Below are 20,932 nucleotides of genomic sequence, written 5' to 3'. Positions count from 1 at the left end.
GGTTGAGCTTGTCGAAACCAATCTTGATTATCAAGAAGTTAAAATATTTCGACAAGCTCAATATGACATAGAATTAGACTTTTTAAACAGGCTCTTTTATTATTGTAGTTTGAAAATTAATCTACTTTTTTATCGGTTTTAATTTCTGGTGATTTCTCAAAATCCCCGGCATTGACTACCGTCCAATTATCAAATGTTTTAAAGTATTTTTTAATCACTTTATTTACATCCTCAACCGTTAAATTAGTTACGCGGTCTTCAATATCTTTATAAAACATCATGTCTCTATCGTAATATAAATTGTTATTGATTGTAGATGATAATTCGTTGTCTTTCGCTCTGGACACATTTTGCCCTTGTACCCAACTGGTAATGGCAACTTTAAGTTCGTCTTCTGTAATGCCATCGGCAATAAAACGAGCTATTTCTTCACTAAAACCCTTTTGCACTTTTGATGCATTTTCAGGGGCATAAATGGCATAAACCATAATTGAAGACTTCTTGTCTTTTTCGTCGCCATCAACACTTACGCGTCCGCCAGCACCATAACTCACACCATCTTTTTGACGCAAACGATCGGCAATTCTAGAGTTTAAGAATCCGCCCCCAAATATGGAGCCCGCAATTTGTAAGGCCGCATAATCTTCATCAACTTGACTGCCTTCAAAAGCCAAAACACCAATACTTATAGCATTCTTTTTATCTGGCGTTTTAATTTTTTCGTTTGCCGCATTATTAGGTATATGTTTATCCGATATGGGTTTGTATGCTTTTTTGGATTTAAAATCTGAAAACTCTTTTTCAAAATAATTCTTTAAAGCCTGTTCATCTACATTTCCAATAGCAACTAAGGTTGCGCTATCCGAAATACCATAAAACTCATTGTAATAATCTTGAATTGCATCAACTGTAACCGCATTAACGGCTTCAATGTCCTCCTCAATAGATGTGACGTGAAGTGGATGCCCTTTTTTGTAATTCTGATTTAATGCGCCTAACCTTTTACTTGCTAAAAATTGAGGTTCTGTTTTATTCTGCTCGATACTAGCTAATTCTTGGGTTTTAAGTTTGTCCAATTCGGCTGGGTCAAACTTAGGGTTCTTCAGCATATCCGTCATTAAAGCCAAGGTTTCCATAAGATTTCCTTCGGTAGAATTCACATACACATTTACACGACCGTTCGATCCTCCAAAACCAACAGACGATTTTAAAGCACTCAATTTATCCTCAATATCTTGTCTGGAGTTATTTTGTGTGCCTTTATTAAGCATTCTGGCGGTGTAACTGGCAATTTTTCCTTTATTCATAAAGTCGTTTACATTACCGTTTCTGAAAGTGAACGACAAGGTTACCGTTTTACCACGGTTGTCCTTTTTAATAAAGCCGTATTCAATTGGCGTTGTATTTAAAGTGCCTGAGTCCAATCGGTTTTGAATGTTTTCGTAAGACACATCAAAGGCCTCTCCAGCGCCGTAACCTTCTTTTCCTTTGTAGTTTGTAACCAATTCCTCAAGTCCTTGGGTGTGCTCGATTTCCACACGAATAGGTGTTTTTGTTGGAATAAAACTACCTACGGTCCTGTTGGTGTTTATTAAATAACGTTGTGCAGCCGCATTTACTTTTTCGGCCGTCATCCCTTCAACCCTATCGCGATGGATGAATGACAATCTCCAATCGCCAGCTCCAATAAATTCACTCATATAAGTGCCTAAAAAGGCCGAATTTCTACTTATCTGATCTATTCGTTTTAACAAATTGGATTTGGCACGATTAACCTCCTCTTCGGTAATCGGATTATCTTTTAAACCATCCAACACCGACAATAACGTGGTTTCTGCTTCGGTTAATGATTTATCGGAAGGGACATCAACATTTATATATAAAAATGATGGTTCTTTTGTAAATGGTGAAAACGACCAAAGGCTAGATGCCTTTTTTCCGTCTACCAAAGCTTTGTACAATCGACCTGAAGGCTGATCGGTAAGCACCTGCTCCACAACCGACATGGCCGCATAATCTTCGTGTGATCCCGCTGGTGTGTGATATAACGCCGATACAATTTGCAAATCGCCAACACGACTTAATGTAACGCGCTTTTCTCCATCTTGGGCGGGCTCAATAGTTGGGATATCCCTTAAAGGCGTGTTTGGGTTTTTAATCCCTGCAAACTTTTTCTCAATTAAGGCTAAAGTCTTGTCGGTTTCAAATTTACCCGTCACCATAAGTACCGCATTATCCGGACGGTAATATTTTTTATAAAAAGCCTGTAAATTTTCAATAGGCACACGCTCAATATCCGATTTGTTCCCGATAGTAGATTTCCCGTAATTATGCCATAAATAGGCGGCACTCGTAACTTTTTGCATCAACACTCTGGTGGGTGAGTTTTCGCCACTTTCAAATTCGTTTCTAACTACCGAAAATTCAGATTCCAAATCCTTTTTAGCTATGTATGAATTTACCATTCTATCGGCTTCCAAATCCAAAGCCCAGTCTAGGTTTTCATCATTGGCATTAAATGTTTCGTAATAATTGGTTCTATCGAACCAAGTGGTGCCGTTTGGCCGGGACCCCCTTTCGGTTAACTCTTTAGGAATATCCGGATGGTTAGGCGTGCCTTTAAAAACCATATGCTCTAATAAGTGTGCCATTCCTTTTTCGCCATAACCCTCGTGTCGCGACCCCACCAAATAGGTGATATTCACGGTAATGGTTTGTGCAGAATTATCTGGAAACAACAGCACTTTCAAACCATTGTCCAATTTATACTCTGTAATGCCTTCAACACTTGCCGTTTTTTTAATTTGAGCTTCAACAGCTATTGAAAACGACGTCAATAACACAAAGCATAGTGTAATTTTTAATAGATAATTAATTCTTTTCATGATAAAGTTTTTGATGTTCTCTGTAAATATAAGATAAGTAATTGGCTTATATTGCTAAAAATTTAACAAAAAAATAGAGATTTCGTACAACAATATGTTCGTAATCGAATGTTAACAACTTCAATTTCCTATACTCATAAATAATTGTATTTTTACGCTTAATAAAACCAAATCAATAAATGGGTAAAATCATTGCAATTGCTAACCAAAAGGGAGGTGTTGGAAAAACAACAACCTCAATAAATTTAGCGGCTTCTTTAGGCGTTCTGGAAAAAAAAGTTTTACTAATAGATGCTGACCCTCAAGCAAATGCAACTTCTGGAATAGGAATAGACGTAGAAACCGTTGAAGTAGGAACCTACCAACTTTTAGAACATTCCAATTCGGCACGGGAAGCCATAGTTAAAACCGAAACTCCAAACTTGGATATTATTCCGGCGCATATTGACTTAGTAGCTATTGAAATAGAACTAGTTGATAAAGATGCTCGCGAATACATGCTTAAAAAAGCGCTTGAAGACATTAAAAACGATTACGATTTTATTTTAATCGATTGTGCGCCTTCATTGGGTTTGTTAACATTAAATGCCTTAACGGCTGCTGATGCCGTAATTATCCCCATTCAATGCGAATATTTTGCTTTGGAAGGTTTGGGCAAACTATTAAACACCATTAAAAGTGTACAAAAAATACACAACCCCGAGTTGGATATTGAAGGCTTATTGCTAACCATGTACGATTCGCGTTTACGCCTATCGAATCAAGTGGTTGAAGAAGTACAAAAACACTTTAACAATATGGTGTTTCAAACCATTATTCAGCGTAATGTGCGTTTAAGTGAAGCCCCGAGTTATGGCGAAAGCATAATTAATTATGACGCCAGTAGCAAAGGCGCGACCAATTACTTAAGCTTAGCAAAAGAAATTATCAACAAAAATTCCTAAATTATGGCTAAAGCAACTAAAAAACAGGCTTTAGGCAGAGGTTTATCGGCGCTTTTAAACGACCCGAGTAACGATATTCAATCTGTTCAAGATAAAAATGCCGACAAAGTTATAGGCAATATTGTTGAGCTGGATTTAGATTTTATTGAAGTCAATCCGTTTCAACCGCGTACCAATTTTAGCGAAGAATCCTTACGGGAATTGGCATCTTCGGTTAAAGAATTGGGCATCATTCAACCCATAACGGTTAGAAAATTAGGCCTAAACAAATTTCAACTTGTTTCTGGTGAACGTCGTTTTAGGGCTTCAAAATTATTGGGATTGGAAACCATTCCCGCTTACGTTAGAATTGCAAACGATCAGGAATCGTTGGAAATGGCACTGGTTGAAAATATTCAGCGCCAAGATTTAGACCCGATTGAGATTGCACTATCCTATCAACGTTTAATCGACGAGATTAATTTAACCCAAGAGCAAATGAGCGAGCGCGTGGGTAAAAAACGCTCTACCATTGCCAACTATTTGCGTTTGTTAAAACTCGATCCCATCATTCAAACCGGTATGCGCGACGGATTTATTTCAATGGGACACGGGCGTGCTTTAATTACTATTGAAGACCAATCGATGCAACTCGATATTTACGAAAAAATATTGTCGGATAAATTATCGGTTAGGGAAACCGAAGGTTTGGTTCGTAATTTTAATACGAATGAAGAGGTAAAAACACCTTCAAAAAATGAGGATGATGAAGATGTACCAAAATTCATAAAAAAAGGCATATCTGCATTTTCGGAATACTTTGGACACAAAATTGACGTTAAAGTCTCAAAAAACGGGAAAGGAAAAATAACCATTCCTTTTCATTCTGAAGAAGATTTTAATCGTATTAAAAAACTGGTTCAAGGTGCTAAATAAAGTTTTAATAACAACCCTATTTTTACTTATAAATTGCTTTTCATTATTAGCTCAAAATAAAGATGACGCGGAAAGACCTAAGGAAATCCCTGATGAAGTTGTAGTAGATTCAATTATAGAAATTAAAAACCCCATCAACCCTTTATCGCCAGCAAAGGCGGCATTTTATTCAGCCATTTTACCGGGTTTAGGGCAAGCTTACAACAAAAAATACTGGAAAATTCCTTTAGTTTATGCGGCTTTAGGAACCGGAATTTATTTTTATACCACCAATAACAAAGAATACAACCGATACCGCGATGCTTACAAAAGCAGATTAGCAGGGTTTACAAATGACGAGTTTTATTTTGATGCCAATGGCAACCAATTGTCAACGCCAAGAGTTACCGATGATGGTTTACGGCGTGCCCAAAAACTGTTTAGACGAAATAAAGAAATTTCGCTTTTGGTAACTGTTGGTTTGTACGCTTTAAATATTATTGATGCCAATGTTGATGCGCATTTACTGCAGTATAATGTGGATGAAAATCTATCGTTGGTACCACATTATAAAATAAACGAAATGGATGCCACGGGGAATCTCGGGTTAACCTTAAATTTTAAATTTTAGCCCAAAAGGGCATTAAGCAAAAACCTCTTGAATACTATGAATATAGCTTTACTTGGATATGGGAGAATGGGGAAAACCATAGAGCAAATTGCCATAAAACGCGGGCATAATATTGTTTTAACGGTTGATAAAGACGATAAAGACTACGACATTACAAAAGCCGATGTGGCCATAGATTTTAGTATCCCAGATGTGGCTTTCAACAATATTTCCAATTGCATAAACAACAATGTACCCGTTATTTCTGGCACAACGGGCTGGTTAAATAAATACAACGATGCCGTTAATTTATGTAAGGAAAGAGATGGTGCGTTTATTTACGCTTCAAATTACAGTTTGGGGGTAAATATCTTTTTTGAATTGAATAAAACACTCGCTAAAATGATGAGTGTTTTAAAACAATATAATGTTACCATGGAAGAAATCCATCACACCCAAAAATTGGATGCACCCAGCGGAACAGCCATTACTTTAGCTGAAGGAATTATTGAAAAACATGATGGGTTTGATCATTGGAAACTCGATGAAGATGGAGAAAACACCATTCCTATAACGGCAAAACGCATTGAAAATGTACCGGGAACGCATACTGTAAACTATGAAAGTGAAGTCGATACCATTTCCATAGAACACGTAGCACACAACCGCCAAGGCTTTGCTTTAGGTGCAGTGATTGCCGCAGAATGGATTGTGGGAAAAACCGGTATATTCACGATGAACGACGTGTTAAATATAGGTTAATCTTTTCCCGAAGTGTAACAGCATATTATACTTTGCAACTAACTAAACTAAATACAAATAACCTCCCGACCAAGTTCGAGGTGACAATTAAAAAATTACGATTATGACGCTAACACAATGGTTTATATTCATTTTGATTATTCAGGTCATTCATGGTTTAGGCACATGGAAACTATACATTAAAGCGGGTAGACAAGCCTGGGAAGCTTTTGTTCCTGTGTACAACGGTGTGGTTTTAATGAAAATCATCAATCGCCCGTGGTGGTGGGTTATTTTATTATTCTTACCCATAGTTAACCTTATTATGCTCATGGTAGTTTGGGTAGAAACGGCAAGAAGTTTTGGTAAAAACACATATCTAGACACCTTTTTAGCCATTGTAACGCTTGGGTTTTACAACTTCTATTTAAATTACGTAGCCAACGTAGATTATGTAAAAGACCGTAGTTTACAACCAAAATCGGGTTCAGGCGAATGGACAAGCTCCATTTTATTTGCTATTGTTGCGGCAACCATTGTGCACACCTATTTTATTCAACCCTTTACTATTCCGTCGTCATCTTTAGAAAAATCATTGTTAGTGGGCGACTTTCTGTTTGTTAGCAAGTTTCATTATGGTGCCAGAATACCAATGACCACGGTTGGTGCACCCATGGTGCACGATACCATTCCTATTTTAAACAAAAAATCGTATTTATTTGATGACGACAAAGAAAATCCTTCATGGATAAACAAATTGCAGTTACCCTATATGCGATTGCCTGGGTTTGAAACCATCGAAAGAAATGAAATTGTAGTATTCAATCAACCAGCCGATACGCTGAGGGATATGAATGATTTTACGCCAGACAGAAACTATTATAAACCCATCGATAAAAAAACCAATTTAGTAAAGCGCTGTGTTGGTGTCGCAGGCGATTCTTTGGAAATTCGTGATGGCTATGTATATATAAACGGGAAGAAAAACGAGTTGCCCGATAGAGCGCATTTACAATTTAGTTACTATGTGCAACCAAAAACCAATCAGTTCAATCCTAATTATGTTAAAGAACGCTACGATATTACAGATCAATTTGGCATTGTAAACCAGCAAAACACCTATTATTTCCCTGCTATTTCCGACGAGGCTTTAGCTAAATTTAAAAATCATCCAAACGTTACCAGCATAACACCAATCAAAGCAGAAAAAGGAGAAAGAGACCCAAATGTGTTTCCGCACGATCCCAACTACAATTGGAACATCGATTTTTTTGGACCACTTTATATCCCCGAAGCGGGAAAAACCATTGATATTAATTTAGATGTTTTACCGCTATACAAACGGGTTATTACCGAATACGAAGGCAACACATTACAGGTAAAAGGCAGCCAGATTTTAATAAATGGCGAAGTAGCCAACAGCTATACCTTTAAACAGGATTATTATTGGATGATGGGCGATAACCGCCATAACTCCATTGATGCCAGACGTTGGGGCTTTGTGCCATTCGACCATGTTTTGGGCAAGCCCGTATTTATTTGGATGAGTTGGGACGGTATTAAAAACCCACGTTGGGAACGTTTCTTTACAACCGTTCACGGAAGCGGAAAAGCTACCTCTTATTTTATTCCGTTTTTAGTGCTTCTTTTTGGATATATAGGTTTTAATAAGTGGCGTAAACGCAAGAAGGCTAACAGTTAGTTTGTAGAGCTGTTAGGCGTTTACAACTCCACAACTTACAACTAAACGAATGAACACTTTAATTCATCCCACATACTTCCCAAACATCGCGCATTTTGTTGCTATGGTAAAAGCAAAACATGTCGTGTTTGAAATGGATGATAATTTTGTAAAACAAACCTTTAGAAATCGCACTTATATTTATGCTGCCAACGGAAAATTGGCTTTGCATATACCGGTAATCCATTCCCAAAAAAACCGTCAGAAATACCGCGATGTCAAAATTTTTAATGATGAAAATTGGCAAAGTCTCCATTGGAAATCCTTACTTTCAGCGTACCGAACATCGCCTTTTTTTGAGTATTACGAAGATGAGCTTCAGCCTTTATTCCACAAAAAAACAGAGTATATTTTAGATTTTAATATGACCTGTTTTGAGGTAATTTGCGATTGTTTACAGTTGGAATTAAATCCTTCGAAAACCGAAACTTTTCAAAAAACGGTTGAAGATAAAAGTGATTTAAGATATTTAGTTCATGCTAAAAAAGAACGGCCTCAACCCTTTGAAACGTACATGCAAGTGTTTAGCAACAAGCACGGTTTTATACCCAATTTGAGTATTTTGGATTTGTTGTTTAACGAAGGCCCAAACACCTTAAATTATTTAGAATCCCAAACTTTAGCACCACTATAATGATACAGAACTTTGCACATTATGGTTGTCACTTTTTAATTCCGCTTTTTGTGGCTTTAATATTCTATAAATCCCAATGGAAATATGCGTTTTTAGTGATGATTGCTGGTATGCTCATAGATTTGGATCATTTATTGGCAACCCCAATTTTCGACCCGAACCGATGCAGTATTGGGTTTCATCCGTTGCACTCCTATTTTGCCATTTTGTTTTATCTCTTTCTTTTAATTCCCAAAAAATCCAGATTAGTGGCTTTGGGATTGGTCATTCATATTTTTGCCGATGTGGTGGATTGTAGTTTTATGTAATAGTTTTCTAATAAGCAGATTGCCACAGTCGTCCCTCCTTCGCAATGACGTAACTATTCTAAACTCAAAGTCGCCATAATAGGGTAATGATCGGAATAATGCTCCTTATAAGCTTTAAATCCATTTACCTTAAAAGTATCGTCCGTTAAAATAAAATCGATTCTTACGGGGAAGAATTTAAAATGGTAAGTGCGCCCAAACCCATTGCCCGATTCAATAAAGGCATCATTTAAACCGCCTTTTATTTTTCTGTACACATACGAAAATGCCGTATTATTAAAATCGCCGCAAACAATCATTTTATAAGGGCACTCTGCTTTATGCTTTAAAAATAATTCCGATTGAAACTGTTGCATTTTAAAGGTGCTACCAACTCTATTAAAAAGACGTTCGGAATTTTCTTTTTTAAGACTTTCAGCCTTGGTATTAATGCGCAAAGATTCTAGGTGAATATTATAAATTCTTATGGTATCCACGCCCTTTACAACATCGGCAAATATGGCGTTATTCCCCGTATCTGGGAACTCAATGGAACCGGAGTTTACAATGGGGTATTGCGAAAAAATGGCCTGTCCGTACTTTGTTTTTTTACCAGAAAGCTTTTCAAACTTATAGTTGAAAAAAGACAAATCGATGTTTTTATGCGGATGGTATTCTTGAATGCTTAAAATTTCAGGGGATTGGGCTTTAATAAAATCGGTCATTTTAGTTTCAATGCTGTCCTCTGGAATCCATTTGTACAAATTAAACAACCTCACGTTATAATTCATCACACTAAAATTATTGGGGTTGTCAATCTGTTTTGAAGACGAAAACTTATACAACGAGCCAAAAAACACATACCCGATTAAAAGCACCACAAACGATAAAATAAATTGCTTTTTAAGTCTTATGAGCCAGTACAAAAAAAACAAAGCATTGCATAAAATAAGGAAGGCAACGCCCAAACTAAGTACTGATAATACCGAAAAGGTTTTGGGTGGCGTAAAGGGTAAAACGTACGAAAGCAAAAGTAATATAGCAAAAACCGCATTTATAAGGTAAATGATTTTATTTATAAAACTTAGTTTTTTCATAGTTTATGCTTGATGACAGATGACAGATGACAGATGACAGATGACAGATGTTATTTTAAATTCTTTCTAAAAGCTAACATCATATTCATTAGATAAAAAGATTCGTCATAATACTTTTCAAACTGATTTTGAGTTATATAATTTCTTCTATTTGCTTTATGCAAACAAGTAACTACTTCAGCCAATGAGCGAATAGAGTATCCAATAAACTTATTTTGCTCAGGATTAGATTGGCCAATAGAACCTTCAGAAATATTTAAAGCAACAGAATCTATAGCTCTTAATAATTGAGATGATAAATTATATATTTCTTTTTTAGGAAAATTTTCAATAAGCAGATTTACATCTTCACCCAAGTCCATTGCTTTTTGCCATATCAATAGTTTTTCAAACTTAAATTTGCTCATTTTTAATTTTTTAAAGTTTTGTCGTTACCGTCCATAATCTTCCGTCAACGGTCATCGGTCATTTTTCAAAAACCTACTTTCCTGCCTTGAAAAGAAACTCTTTTTCTTCGGCCGTTAAACTATCGTAACCACTTTTACTGATTTTATCTAAAATAACATCGATTTTTTTCTGATTATTAAACTTATTAAATTCACCTTTAGTATAACCACCAACTTTTGATTTGTTTTTATGAACCGTTTTTAAAGGTGATTTTTTTGAGGGTTTGAATAGGTTTACAAAACCATCCATTAATTTTTCGAAACCTTTACCAATATCTTTGCCTTTAAGCAATTGTTTGGCGTAATAATAACCCAATAACGCGCCGCCCAAATGTGCTAAATTACCACCTGCATTAAGGCCAAACAGTCCCAAAACATCTAAAGCAACTATGGCAGCACCAATGTACCAAAGCTTTAAATTAAAGGTGAAAAAGCGCACCTCTTGATTGGGCATGTAGGCACAAATAAATATCAACAACGCCCGAACTGCTGCCGATGCACCAACTAAACTTGAGGCATTCCCAAAAACATGGGGCACCAAAGTATAACCAAGCATAAATAATAAGCCGCCCGAAATAACCCCAAGAAAATAAATATTAAGGGCCATTTTTGTACTGAATAAATTTAAAAACATCCGCCCTATAAAATAGAGCCAAAGCATGTTAAATAGAATATGCCAAAAGTCGTAATGTGTAAATCCATAAGTAATAATTGCCCATGGTTTTAGAACAAAATCGAAAAAATCACTTGGTAGTTCTATCCATTTTAAACTAGTTTCATTTGGTAGTGACAACGACTTTGTAAGTATAAAACCAATAGCATATACAACAAGATTAACAGCTATAATTTTATCTAATGCATTTAAATTAGATAGTTTGTTTTTTATGTCTTGAGAGAATGATGTCATTTTAATTCCAACGGTTTCTGTTAAACTGTGTTTTTTTCCAATACCACATAATTAAAAAGCCTGTTAATGCGCCACCTACGTGGGCAAAATGTGCAGTATTACTTGGGCTAAAAAACGATTGCCCTGTAATACCCGAAATCAAATCTAAAATAATAATACCGGGAATAAAGAATTTCGCTTTAATAGGAATGGGTAAAAAGATAAGCATGAGTTCGGCATTGGGATTCATCATTCCAAATGCGGCGAGTATGCCCATAATACAACCAGAGGCGCCAACCATAGTGTTTCTTGCAATAACATTCATATCGAACAACGATTTGAAGGCATCGTTATTAATTAAGTTTGCGTTAAAATTATATTCAGATAAAATCGGCATCATCTCCCTACTTAATATTTCGCCTTTTATATACTGCCCTTCAGTGGCATCAATGGAAACAATTTTACGAATCATATCACTATTCATATTCAAATCCGCAATGCCACTTAACGCAGAATAATAATCGAAATAATAATAGCCTACTTGCAATGCCACAGCACCCAATCCCGCAGAAATATAAATAAACAAGAATCTTTTGCTTCCTAATACTTGCTCTACCGGTGTGCCGAACATCCACAAAGCGAACATATTAAATAAAATATGCATCAAACTTAAATTGTTTAAATCCGCACCACCGTGCATAAACATGTGTGTTATGATTTGCCATGGCTGAAAAGCTTCGTTGGCAGGGAAATGCATCGCGAACAAATCGTAAAACAAAATTCCATTCCCAATAAATAAAGTACCAATAAACATCAATACATTAATGATTAATAAATGCTTAACGGTATCTGAAATTCTCATCATAATTTTAATCTTCTTTTAATAATTTTAAGACGTTTCAACAGCACTTCGACTGCGCTCAGTGTGACATTTCAATAAAAATTCATCAATCTTCTGTCTTCTGTCTTAATTTATATAAATTTTTTATCCAACTCGTCAACACTCATGGTTACAAATGTTGTTCGGTTAGTGGGCGACACATTAGGCTCTTTACAGGCAAACAAACGGTTTACCAAATGTTCCTGCTCGTCTTTTTGTAATGATTGCCCGGTTTTAATAGCTAAACTTTTGGCCATAGACTTTGCCAGTAAATCGGTGGCACTAAAATGGGTGTCGGGCACCTCGTTTTCCACGTCGCTAATAAGCTGCTCTAAAATAATGGACACCTCGCTTTCCGGTACACTTACGGGAACACCAATAATTTGAACCGACTCTTTACTAACGCCGGAAAATATAAAACCTGTATGTTCTAAATCTTCTTTTAGCTGATTTATAATCTCAATATCCTGTACTGAAAAATGAAGCTGAAGCGGAAATAACAATTGCTGACTTACGGCTTCTTTAATCGTCATGTTTTTTAGGAAATCTTCATATAAAATACGTTGATGCGCTCGATGCTGATCGATAACCAACATACCCGATTTAATGGTGCTCACTATGTATTTATTATGAAGCTGATAGGTGGTTTGGATTTTATCGACTTGCTTATCTTCACTAAATATAGATCCTGTTGATTCTTCACTTTCAAAATGAACCTCGCTAAAATCCTGCTGCGTTTTTGTGCCTTTCGACTCCAATCCCACATAAAGATTCTCCCAACTGGCAACGGGTTCTTTTTTGTACGCTACGGCTCGGGCTTTAGATTGTGTTTCTTCTTGAAACGGATTAAAGCTTCTATCGACCTCAATGGTTGGCGAGCTTGTGTTTTTTTTGATGTAATTATAGGGCGTATCGAGGTTGGAGTCCCTATCAAAATCTAAAACAGGTGCGATATTAAACTGCCCCAAACTGTGTTTTACCGCCGACCGCAATAAGGCATACAGGGTGTGTTCGTCATCAAATTTTATCTCTGTTTTTGTGGGATGTATATTGATATCGATAGTTTGCGGATCGACTTTTAAATTTAAAAAATAACTGGGATGTGTACCGTTTTTTAACAAACCATCAAACGCCGAAGCTATAGCATGATTTAAATAGGCGCTTTTTATAAATCGGTCGTTTACAAAAAAATACTGCTCGCCCCTGGTTTTTTTAGCGTATTCGGGTTTACCAACAAACCCCGAAATTTTAAGAACTTCGGTGTCTTCATCAACGGGCACTAATTTTTCATTGGTTTTAGTCCCGAAAATATTTACAATGCGCTGCCTGTAATTGCTAATGGGTAAGTTAAAGGTTTCACTTCCGTTGTTATACATGGCAAAACTTATGTTGGGATGCGCTAAGGCCACCCGATGGAACTCGTCAATAATATGGCGTAATTCAACGGTATTCGACTTTAAAAAATTCCGTCGTGCCGGAATATTGAAAAACAGATTTTTTACAGAAATTGATGTGCCTTTTGGGGTAACCACAACCTCTTGGGACACCACATTGCTACCTTCAATAACAATGGCGTTGCCAACATCGTCTTCATCTTGTTTGGTTTTTAGCTCCACATGGGCAATGGCGGCAATACTTGCTAAAGCCTCGCCACGAAACCCCTTGGTGTGCAGTTGGAATAAATCGTCGGCAGTCCTGATTTTTGATGTGGCATGACGCTCGAAACTCAAACGCGCATCGGTGGTGCTCATGCCCTTGCCATCGTCAATAACTTGAATAAGGGTTTTGCCAGCGTCTTTTACAATAAGTTTAATGGTTGCAGCGCCTGCGTCAATAGCGTTTTCCAATAGCTCTTTAACTACCGAGGCCGGTCGTTGTACAACTTCTCCAGCAGCTATTTGGTTAGCAACATGGTCTGGTAAAAGCTGAATGATGTCTGACATATATTTATTAAGAAAAGAAAATAGATAAATCGAAATCGATGATAAAAAGGAAAACCAAAACAAGAATAGCTACAATAATTAAAATACGTCTGTTAGCTGCTCTATCTGGTTTTTTATAATCTTCTAAAGCATTGTTGAATTTTGTTTTAAGTCCGGAATTACTACCAACCGTTGTTCTGTACTCATCAAATTTATGTTTGATTTCATACGGATTGCCTTCACCTTTGTCATCATAATAACGCGGTGTATAGTTGTATTTTTTGTTTTTGCGCAATTTTAAAAGTCCCATAATCTCTAAAGTTTTGAAGTTACTTGAATTTAGAATCCAATATATACATACAAATCAATAATAATACCAAAACCAAGATGAGCGTTCGTATGGACATGCTCAAACCCATTTTGGTTTTTGTGCTTCGTTCTCGTTTCCATTTGGAAACAAAGTCTTTTGTTGAAGGCTCCTCTACATCAGAATCGGCTTTGTTTTCTTTGGAGAACCGAGGTTGATAATTAAAGGTTTTATGTTTTCGTTGCTTAAACAAAATAAAGTGATATATACCTCAAAAGTACTTAAAAATAGGCAGAAAAGTGAAGTTGAAATGCCAAAAATTGTTAACAAAACGCTCTGCGTAGATTCCAAATTCCAAAAAAATAAATCCCAAATCCCAAAAGGCTAGATTCCAAAACTTAGATTTCAAAAAAAAACCTAAATCACAAATCGAGCAATAAATTTTATGCGGATGCTTTTTGGAAATTGATTTTTAGATATTGGAATTTTAAAAAAAGCTTAACTATTTTTACGTAGTTGCGCCATTTTTATAGCCGCCACAGCAGCTTCGGTGCCTTTGTTACCGTGTTTTCCACCTGAGCGTTCAATAGCCTGTTGCATGTTATTATCGGTAAGCACACAGAAAATAACTGGAGTTTCGCGCCTTACGTTTAAATCTTTTATGCCTTGTGAAACGGCTTCGCAAACAAAATCGAAATGCTTGGTTTCACCTTGAATAACACTACCAATAGCAATTACGGCATTTACCATTTGCTCTTGCATTTTTTTGGCGCCGTAAATAAGCTCGAAACTTCCAGGTACATTCCAACGTACGATGTTGTTAGGCAAAACGCCATTTTCAATTAGGGTGTCGTGTGCCCCTTTATACAAGCCTTCGGTAATGGTATCGTTCCACTCAGAAACAACAATCCCAAACCGAAATTTACTCGCGTTTGGGATTGTTGCCTTATCGTAATCGGATAAATTTTTGTTTTCCGTTGCCATTATATGTATATTATTTATTTGCCAACACCTGCGCTTTTCCTATAAACACGTCAACATTTGCCGCTTCGGTAGAGGTAGGATAATCGTTTTTAATGGTTTTAAAATACGCCAAGGCCTTATCGGCTTTTCCTAATTCCAAAGCAATAATTCCAGCCTTATGCAAATACATAGGCGTGGTGTATTGGTTGTTGCGCAATTTGGCTGCCTGCTCGTAATAGCTTAAAGCATCTTCCTTTTGCTCCAATTGCACAAAAGCATCACCAATATTCCCTTTGGCCAAAGCCGCTAAAATCTCGTCATCACTTTTAAAGTTGCTCAAATGCTCCACGGCATTCTTATAATCCTTCAACTTTAAATAAGCCGTTCCCGCGTAATAGCTCGCTAAATTAGCCGATGGCGTACCGCTGTATTCAGAAATAATATCCAACATACCAAATTTACCTTCGCCGCCATGTAATGCCAAATTGAACAACGAGTCTTTTGCAACACCGTTTACCGCTTGGTCAAAGTATTTTTGAGCCTGGAACATATCGTTCATCGCATTTAATTGCTTTGGTTTTGCAACATATTCTTTATAGGCCAAAGAGCCTAGAACCACCGCAGCCACAAGCCCGATGATGATAAAAATGTATTTTTGATTCTTCGCAACAAAGGCTTCGGTTTTTGATGCTGTTTCGTCAAGGGTGTTAAAAACTTCGGCCGTAGTTGAGCCTTCTCCTATGTTTTGCTCTTTTTCTGCTTTATTCTTTGCTTTATATTTTTTCTTGTAAGTCGCCATGTATTCGTTCTATTTTAATGCGCCGCAAAAATATAATATTTCTTCATAACTAAAAGGGTATTTATTTGATATTTTTCAATAATTTGCGCTTCCTTTTAAAGCACCGCAACTTCTTAACATTTTATAGGTTACTTTTTGTATGATTTTAAAATCACTTTCGTTACTTAATTATAAAAATTTTGATAGCAAATCGTTTGCCTTCAATGCCAAAATCAACTGTATTGTTGGCAATAACGGCATTGGGAAAACCAACGTTTTAGATGCCATTTACCATTTGTCCTTCGGAAAAAGTTATTTTAATCCGGTGGCCACCCAAAATATAAAACACGACGAAGCTTTTTTTGTGATTAACGGCGATTACGAAAAAGAGGGGAAAACCGAAAAAGTTGCCATTAGCTTAAAACGCGGACAAAAAAAAGTGATAAAACGCAACGGAAAAGCCTACGATAAATTTAGCGAGCATATTGGCTTTTTGCCTTTGGTGATTATTTCGCCCGCCGATAGGGATTTAATTACAGAAGGCAGTAGCACGAGGCGAAAATTTATTGACACGGTAATTTCGCAAAGCGATAAAACCTATTTGTCGCATTTAATTAAGTACGGCAAAATTTTGGATCAGCGCAATGCTTTGTTAAAATATTTTGCGCTAAACCACACTTTTAACAAAGACACTTTAGACATTTACAACGAACAGCTAACCGAGTTTGGAACCCATGTTTTTGAAAAAAGACATGCTTTTTTAAAAACCTTTATCCCTATTTTTAAGGCACGTTACAAGGCGATAAGCAATGGTAACGAAGCCGTAGATTTGGTTTACCACAGCGATTTGTTTGACAACAATTTAAACACGCTTTTAAAAAACGCCATTAATAAAGACAAAGCCTTGCAATACACCAGTGTTGGCGTGCACAAAGACGATTTGTTGTTTAATATTGATGGCCATCCCATTAAAAAATTCGGGAGCCAAGGGCAGCAAAAATCGTTTTTAATTGCTTTAAAATTGGCGCAGTTCGATTTTATAAAAGCACAAAGTGGCGTGAACCCCATTTTGCTGTTGGATGATATTTTTGATAAATTGGACGAACAGCGTGTCGCACAAATTATTAAATTGGTTGACGATGAAAATTTCGGACAACTTTTTATTAGCGACACCCATGCCGAACGCACCGAAGAAGCGGTAAAACAGGTGCACCAAAGTTATGAGATTTTTAGGTTGTAAGGTTAATGTCTTTTGCCACGAATTCACGAATGTTTTTATATATGGCTTAAGCTATAAAAATGTAATATCAATTTCGATTATTACTTGATTTTGTAAAAAAAATTGCCGTACTTCGTTTAACAACCGATAAAGTTCATTAAAACGGAACTTTATCTTTGCATTAAACGAACCATTACAAAAACAAAACAAGTTTAACTTGTAAAAAAGATAGCAAACAAGCGCGTTAGGGATTGCAGCGGCATCCTTTTTAAACTTGATTGAGAAAGAACATGGTGGCAAACTAAAATTTGGCCGATTACCACGTCCTTCGTCCTCGCAATGATGTTTAAAAAGATATAGCGGAAAGCCCGACCTGCCGCCTTGAGCGCAGTGGAAAGGCAAAGGTAACGCCCAAAAAATTATAATATAAAAACACCGCTTTATGGCAAAACGCAACAACGAACATATTAGCATACAAGATGCCTTAAAGGAATTTGTGGAAACCAACAGACTTGAAAAAGGGCTGAACAAAGTTAATGTTGCCGATGCTTGGGTTAAACTTATGGGCAACGGCGTAAACAACTATACCACAACCGTAAATTTGGAGCGCGACACCCTTTTTGTACAACTAAGCTCTAGCGTTTTAAGGGAGGAATTAAGCTATGGTAAACAAAAAATAATTGATATGCTTAATGAGGAATTGGGCAAAAACATTATTAAAAAACTGGTTTTAAGATAATTATCCTTTTAAATTTTAAATAATTTTTTAAAATAAAACAAACAACTTGTTATATTTTGTATTACCTTTGTAGCTTAATTATTTTAATACAAATACAATGAGTAAAGGTACCGTAAAATTCTTCAACGATTCAAAAGGATTTGGATTCATCACTGAAGATGACAACAACAAAGAACATTTCGTACACATTTCAGGACTTATCGATGAAATTCGTGAAGGTGATGCAGTAGAATTCGATCTACAAGAAGGTAGAAAAGGATTAAACGCCGTAAACGTAAAAGTAATCTAAGAATATACTTTTAACAATTACAACAAAGGCCTATCATTTAAATGATAGGCTTTTTTTATGGCATTATGTTTGCATACTTATTGGTAATTAATTTAATATTTAAAAAACAATGAGTAAAGGAACAGTAAAATTCTTCAACGATTCGAAAGGATTCGGATTTATAATTGAAGAAGGTTCAAACACAGAGCATTTTGTCCACATTTCTGGATTAATCGATGAAATTCGCGAAGGCGACTTGGTAGAATTTGATTTAGAGGAAGGCCGAAAAGGGTTAAATGCCGTAAACGTAAAAGTAGTTTAGTTTAAAAAAAGACAATCTGAGATTTTTTATCTCAGATGTTCTAATAAATTTGTCGTTCCCGTAAAAACGGGAAACTATACTTTTTAAAACAAAAAATCCCGCAACTTGGTTGCGGGATTTTTAATTTCATACCTACAAGGTTTTTAAAATGATGCCTTGCTTTTTAGAAACAATTTAAATGAGATAAAGAAGAAATTTTATCATTTAAGTTAATACCTTTTGCCAGTTAGTTAGAATCTAGTCTCGGTTCTTGGTTCTAAAAGCGAAGCAGTCTTATGTCTTTTAACGGACAACAATGATTTAAAACATCTCTCTTCCCGAGAAATGAAAAGCGCTTTCAATAGCAGCATTCTCATCACTATCGCTACCGTGTACGGCATTTTCGCTTATAGAATCGGCAAACATTTTACGTATGGTTCCATCGGCTGCATCAGCAGGATTTGTAGCCCCTATCAAGGTTCTAAAATCTTCAACAGCATTGTCTTTTTCTAAAATTGCCGCTACAATTGGGCCACGTGTCATATATTCAACCAATTCACCAAAAAACGGACGTTCGTTATGTATTCCGTAAAAGGTCTCAGCATCGGCCTTGGTCATCTGTGTTAATTTCATTGCTACAATTCTAAATCCTGAAGCTGAAATTTTTTCTAATATTGCGCCAATGTGTCCTTTTTCAACAGCATCTGGCTTAAGCATAGTAAATGTTCTATTTGTTGCCATTTGATTATTTTAAATTTTGTGCAAAAGTAATGTATTTCTAATTAAAAACAAGTCTGTCAAATTTTAAAAAATTGTATATTCGCTACCTATGACGAAAGCAGACATTAAAAGCGTAAAACAACTACTGGATACGCCAAAAAACATAGTAATAGTACCACATAAAAACCCCGACGGAGATGCTATTGGCTCTACATTGGCTTTATATCATTACCTTAAAAAACACAATCATACCGTAACGGCTATGGTGCCCAACGATTATCCGGATTTTTTAAAATGGATACCCGGAAGCGACCATATTTTAAAACACGATTCTGAAACCGAAGCTTGTGAAACGTTGATTAATGTCGCCGATATTATTTTTACTTTGGATTTTAACGCATTCCATAGAACCGGGAATATGGAAACGGTTTTAACCGAAAGTAAAGCCATGAAAATTATGATTGACCACCATCAATCACCTGATGATTATGCTGCTTTTATTTTCTCGGATGTACACATGAGTTCTACCTGTGAGATGATTTATCATTTTATAGATATGTTGGGAGACACCAATGCGATTGATGCAAATATTGCCACCTGTATTTATGTTGGGATTATGACCGATACGGGGTCGTTTAGGTTTCCTTCCACCACCAGTGAAACGCATCGAATCATTGCAAATCTCATTGATAAAGGGGCGAATAATGCCGAGATTCACAACAACATTTATGATACCAATAGTTACGAAAGATTACAACTTTTAGGTTGTGCGTTAAGTAATTTAAAAGTGATTCCGGAAGCGCGAACGGCTTATATTACGCTGTCTCAAGACGAATTAAATCAGTTTAATTATAAAAAAGGAGATACCGAAGGTGTTGTGAATTACGGCTTATCGTTAGACAACATTGTTTTTGCCGCTATTTTTATTGAAGACAAAAAAGAAGGCATCATAAAGATATCGTTACGCTCGAAAGGGAGCTTTTCCGTAAACGAGTTTTCTCGTGCACATTTTAACGGTGGTGGTCATACAAATGCCGCTGGTGGCCGTAGTGAATTGAGTTTAAAGGATACCGTAGAAAAATTTATTAGTATATTGCCTCGTTATAAAAAAGCCCTAAACGATGATTAAATATACAACCATACTACTTTCGCTACTGTTTTTATGTAGCTGCAAAACGCCCGAAGCCCGTAAACCCATTTCGGTTAAAACAGGCTCTTTTATTGATGCTTCCGTTAATCGAAATAAAAAATTAAACGCCAAAGAGCAAGCAAGTATCGAAAAAATTATGGCGCTTAAAAAGGACAATGATTATATCGCTTCAGAAAGTGGTTTTTGGTATTACTACAACATAAAAACAGAAACAGACAGCTTAAGCACACCAAAATTTGGTGATATTATAAACTACAATTACAATATTAAGGACTTAAATGGTGGGCTTATTTATTCAAAAGCTGACGTTAAAACACAAACCTACGCCATGGATCAGGAAGAATTGTTTACTGGCCTGCGTGAAGGCTTAAAGCTTATGAAATCTGGAGAAACCGTTACCTTTATATTTCCTTCGCAAAAAGCTTTTGGTTACTATGGCGACCAAAATAAAATAGGTAGCAATACGCCTATAATTTGCGAAGTTACCGTTAATTCTATTTCCCAAAATCAATCCAATTAA

Annotated in this window: 24 protein-coding genes; 13 read left to right on the top strand and 11 right to left on the bottom strand. The window is 36.3% G+C overall.

The genetic code is table 11. From position 1 onward, the window contains the following. Positions 1-116 precede the first annotated feature (116 nt). Positions 117-2,885 carry a M16 family metallopeptidase gene (locus tag ACN5J7_RS06165; RefSeq protein ID WP_418603218.1) on the bottom strand — a complete coding sequence of 923 codons (2,769 nt, stop codon included), beginning with the start codon at positions 2,883-2,885 and terminating at the stop codon, positions 117-119. Positions 2,886-3,064: 179 nt separating this feature from the next. On the opposite strand from ACN5J7_RS06165, the gene ACN5J7_RS06160 reads away from it, so the two are divergent. The 7 genes from ACN5J7_RS06160 to ACN5J7_RS06130 all read left to right on the top strand — a co-directional run bounded on the left by ACN5J7_RS06160 (position 3,065) and on the right by ACN5J7_RS06130 (position 8,757). Then, complete coding sequence (locus ACN5J7_RS06160; RefSeq protein WP_311942249.1) at positions 3,065-3,829, top strand: AAA family ATPase; 765 nt, start codon at positions 3,065-3,067, stop codon at positions 3,827-3,829. A gap of 3 nt (positions 3,830-3,832) precedes the next feature. After that, positions 3,833-4,744 carry a ParB/RepB/Spo0J family partition protein gene (locus tag ACN5J7_RS06155; protein ID WP_418603217.1) on the top strand — a complete coding sequence of 304 codons (912 nt, stop codon included), beginning with the start codon at positions 3,833-3,835 and terminating at the stop codon, positions 4,742-4,744. Beyond that, positions 4,734-5,354, top strand: coding sequence for a DUF5683 domain-containing protein (locus ACN5J7_RS06150; protein ID WP_418603216.1), 621 nt, complete (start codon positions 4,734-4,736; stop codon positions 5,352-5,354). The genes ACN5J7_RS06155 and ACN5J7_RS06150 overlap by 11 nt, the downstream gene beginning before the upstream one ends. Before the next feature lie 36 nt (positions 5,355-5,390). Continuing rightward, positions 5,391-6,095 (top strand): 4-hydroxy-tetrahydrodipicolinate reductase, encoded by a 705-nt coding sequence (dapB, locus tag ACN5J7_RS06145; RefSeq protein WP_418603215.1) that lies wholly within the window; start codon positions 5,391-5,393, stop codon positions 6,093-6,095. Positions 6,096-6,198: 103 nt separating this feature from the next. Continuing rightward, a complete protein-coding gene (gene lepB / locus ACN5J7_RS06140) occupies positions 6,199-7,776 on the top strand; it encodes a signal peptidase I (RefSeq protein WP_418603214.1) in 1,578 nt (525 codons plus the stop codon). Positions 7,777-7,825: 49 nt separating this feature from the next. Then, positions 7,826-8,449 carry a WbqC family protein gene (locus tag ACN5J7_RS06135; RefSeq protein ID WP_418603213.1) on the top strand — a complete coding sequence of 208 codons (624 nt, stop codon included), beginning with the start codon at positions 7,826-7,828 and terminating at the stop codon, positions 8,447-8,449. Beyond that, positions 8,449-8,757 carry a DUF6122 family protein gene (locus ACN5J7_RS06130; protein WP_418603212.1) on the top strand — a complete coding sequence of 103 codons (309 nt, stop codon included), beginning with the start codon at positions 8,449-8,451 and terminating at the stop codon, positions 8,755-8,757. Before ACN5J7_RS06135 ends, ACN5J7_RS06130 begins: the two co-directional genes overlap by 1 nt. A gap of 53 nt (positions 8,758-8,810) precedes the next feature. Here the strand turns inward: ACN5J7_RS06130 and ACN5J7_RS06125 are convergent, their stop codons facing one another. The 9 genes from ACN5J7_RS06125 to ACN5J7_RS06085 all read right to left on the bottom strand — a co-directional run bounded on the left by ACN5J7_RS06125 (position 8,811) and on the right by ACN5J7_RS06085 (position 16,036). Continuing rightward, positions 8,811-9,833: an endonuclease/exonuclease/phosphatase family protein gene (locus ACN5J7_RS06125; protein WP_418603211.1), complete on the bottom strand. Its 1,023-nt coding sequence runs from the start codon at positions 9,831-9,833 to the stop codon at positions 8,811-8,813. 50 nt (positions 9,834-9,883) lie between these two features. Then, entirely contained in the window at positions 9,884-10,240 is a 357-nt protein-coding gene (locus tag ACN5J7_RS06120; RefSeq protein WP_418603210.1) for a four helix bundle protein, read from the bottom strand. A 73-nt stretch (positions 10,241-10,313) separates the two neighbouring features. Next, on the bottom strand, positions 10,314-11,186 hold the full coding sequence (locus tag ACN5J7_RS06115) for a rhomboid family intramembrane serine protease (protein ID WP_418603209.1): 873 nt from the start codon (positions 11,184-11,186) through the stop codon (positions 10,314-10,316). Between the two features lies 1 nt (position 11,187). Next, the gene (locus ACN5J7_RS06110) at positions 11,188-12,030 is read right to left on the bottom strand and encodes a rhomboid family intramembrane serine protease (RefSeq protein WP_418603208.1); all 843 of its coding nucleotides are present in this window, start codon (positions 12,028-12,030) and stop codon (positions 11,188-11,190) included. Positions 12,031-12,137: 107 nt separating this feature from the next. After that, positions 12,138-13,988 (bottom strand): DNA mismatch repair endonuclease MutL, encoded by a 1,851-nt coding sequence (gene mutL / locus ACN5J7_RS06105; protein ID WP_418603207.1) that lies wholly within the window; start codon positions 13,986-13,988, stop codon positions 12,138-12,140. Between the two features lie 7 nt (positions 13,989-13,995). Next, positions 13,996-14,277: a riboflavin synthase subunit beta gene (locus ACN5J7_RS06100; RefSeq protein ID WP_311942215.1), complete on the bottom strand. Its 282-nt coding sequence runs from the start codon at positions 14,275-14,277 to the stop codon at positions 13,996-13,998. A 19-nt stretch (positions 14,278-14,296) separates the two neighbouring features. Then, entirely contained in the window at positions 14,297-14,527 is a 231-nt protein-coding gene (locus tag ACN5J7_RS06095; RefSeq protein ID WP_311942212.1) for a hypothetical protein, read from the bottom strand. Between the two features lie 245 nt (positions 14,528-14,772). Continuing rightward, positions 14,773-15,258 (bottom strand): 6,7-dimethyl-8-ribityllumazine synthase, encoded by a 486-nt coding sequence (ribH, locus tag ACN5J7_RS06090; protein ID WP_311942209.1) that lies wholly within the window; start codon positions 15,256-15,258, stop codon positions 14,773-14,775. 10 nt (positions 15,259-15,268) lie between these two features. Continuing rightward, positions 15,269-16,036, bottom strand: coding sequence for a tetratricopeptide repeat protein (locus tag ACN5J7_RS06085; protein WP_418603206.1), 768 nt, complete (start codon positions 16,034-16,036; stop codon positions 15,269-15,271). A gap of 139 nt (positions 16,037-16,175) precedes the next feature. Here ACN5J7_RS06085 and recF point away from each other — a divergent pair, with 139 nt between their 5' ends. The 4 genes from recF to ACN5J7_RS06065 all read left to right on the top strand — a co-directional run bounded on the left by recF (position 16,176) and on the right by ACN5J7_RS06065 (position 18,563). After that, complete coding sequence (recF, locus tag ACN5J7_RS06080) at positions 16,176-17,255, top strand: DNA replication/repair protein RecF (RefSeq protein WP_418603205.1); 1,080 nt, start codon at positions 16,176-16,178, stop codon at positions 17,253-17,255. 421 nt (positions 17,256-17,676) lie between these two features. After that, complete coding sequence (locus ACN5J7_RS06075; protein ID WP_311942197.1) at positions 17,677-17,973, top strand: DUF721 domain-containing protein; 297 nt, start codon at positions 17,677-17,679, stop codon at positions 17,971-17,973. Positions 17,974-18,070: 97 nt separating this feature from the next. Continuing rightward, positions 18,071-18,262, top strand: coding sequence for a cold-shock protein (locus ACN5J7_RS06070; protein ID WP_034044451.1), 192 nt, complete (start codon positions 18,071-18,073; stop codon positions 18,260-18,262). A gap of 109 nt (positions 18,263-18,371) precedes the next feature. Further along, on the top strand, positions 18,372-18,563 hold the full coding sequence (locus tag ACN5J7_RS06065) for a cold-shock protein (RefSeq protein WP_311942186.1): 192 nt from the start codon (positions 18,372-18,374) through the stop codon (positions 18,561-18,563). Between the two features lie 300 nt (positions 18,564-18,863). Here the strand turns inward: ACN5J7_RS06065 and ACN5J7_RS06060 are convergent, their stop codons facing one another. Further along, positions 18,864-19,283 carry a nucleoside-diphosphate kinase gene (locus ACN5J7_RS06060; protein WP_418603204.1) on the bottom strand — a complete coding sequence of 140 codons (420 nt, stop codon included), beginning with the start codon at positions 19,281-19,283 and terminating at the stop codon, positions 18,864-18,866. An 88-nt stretch (positions 19,284-19,371) separates the two neighbouring features. Here ACN5J7_RS06060 and ACN5J7_RS06055 point away from each other — a divergent pair, with 88 nt between their 5' ends. Both ACN5J7_RS06055 and gldI read left to right on the top strand, forming a co-directional pair. Beyond that, positions 19,372-20,391 carry a DHH family phosphoesterase gene (locus ACN5J7_RS06055; RefSeq protein WP_418603203.1) on the top strand — a complete coding sequence of 340 codons (1,020 nt, stop codon included), beginning with the start codon at positions 19,372-19,374 and terminating at the stop codon, positions 20,389-20,391. Continuing rightward, entirely contained in the window at positions 20,384-20,932 is a 549-nt protein-coding gene (gene gldI / locus ACN5J7_RS06050; protein ID WP_311942175.1) for a gliding motility-associated peptidyl-prolyl isomerase GldI, read from the top strand. Before ACN5J7_RS06055 ends, gldI begins: the two co-directional genes overlap by 8 nt.

Source organism: Hwangdonia sp. (assembly GCF_048381975.1).
Lineage (GTDB): Bacteria > Bacteroidota > Bacteroidia > Flavobacteriales > Flavobacteriaceae > Hwangdonia > Hwangdonia seohaensis.
Note: the sequence above shows the minus strand (reverse complement) of the source record. Positions and strands in the feature narration are given on the sequence as shown.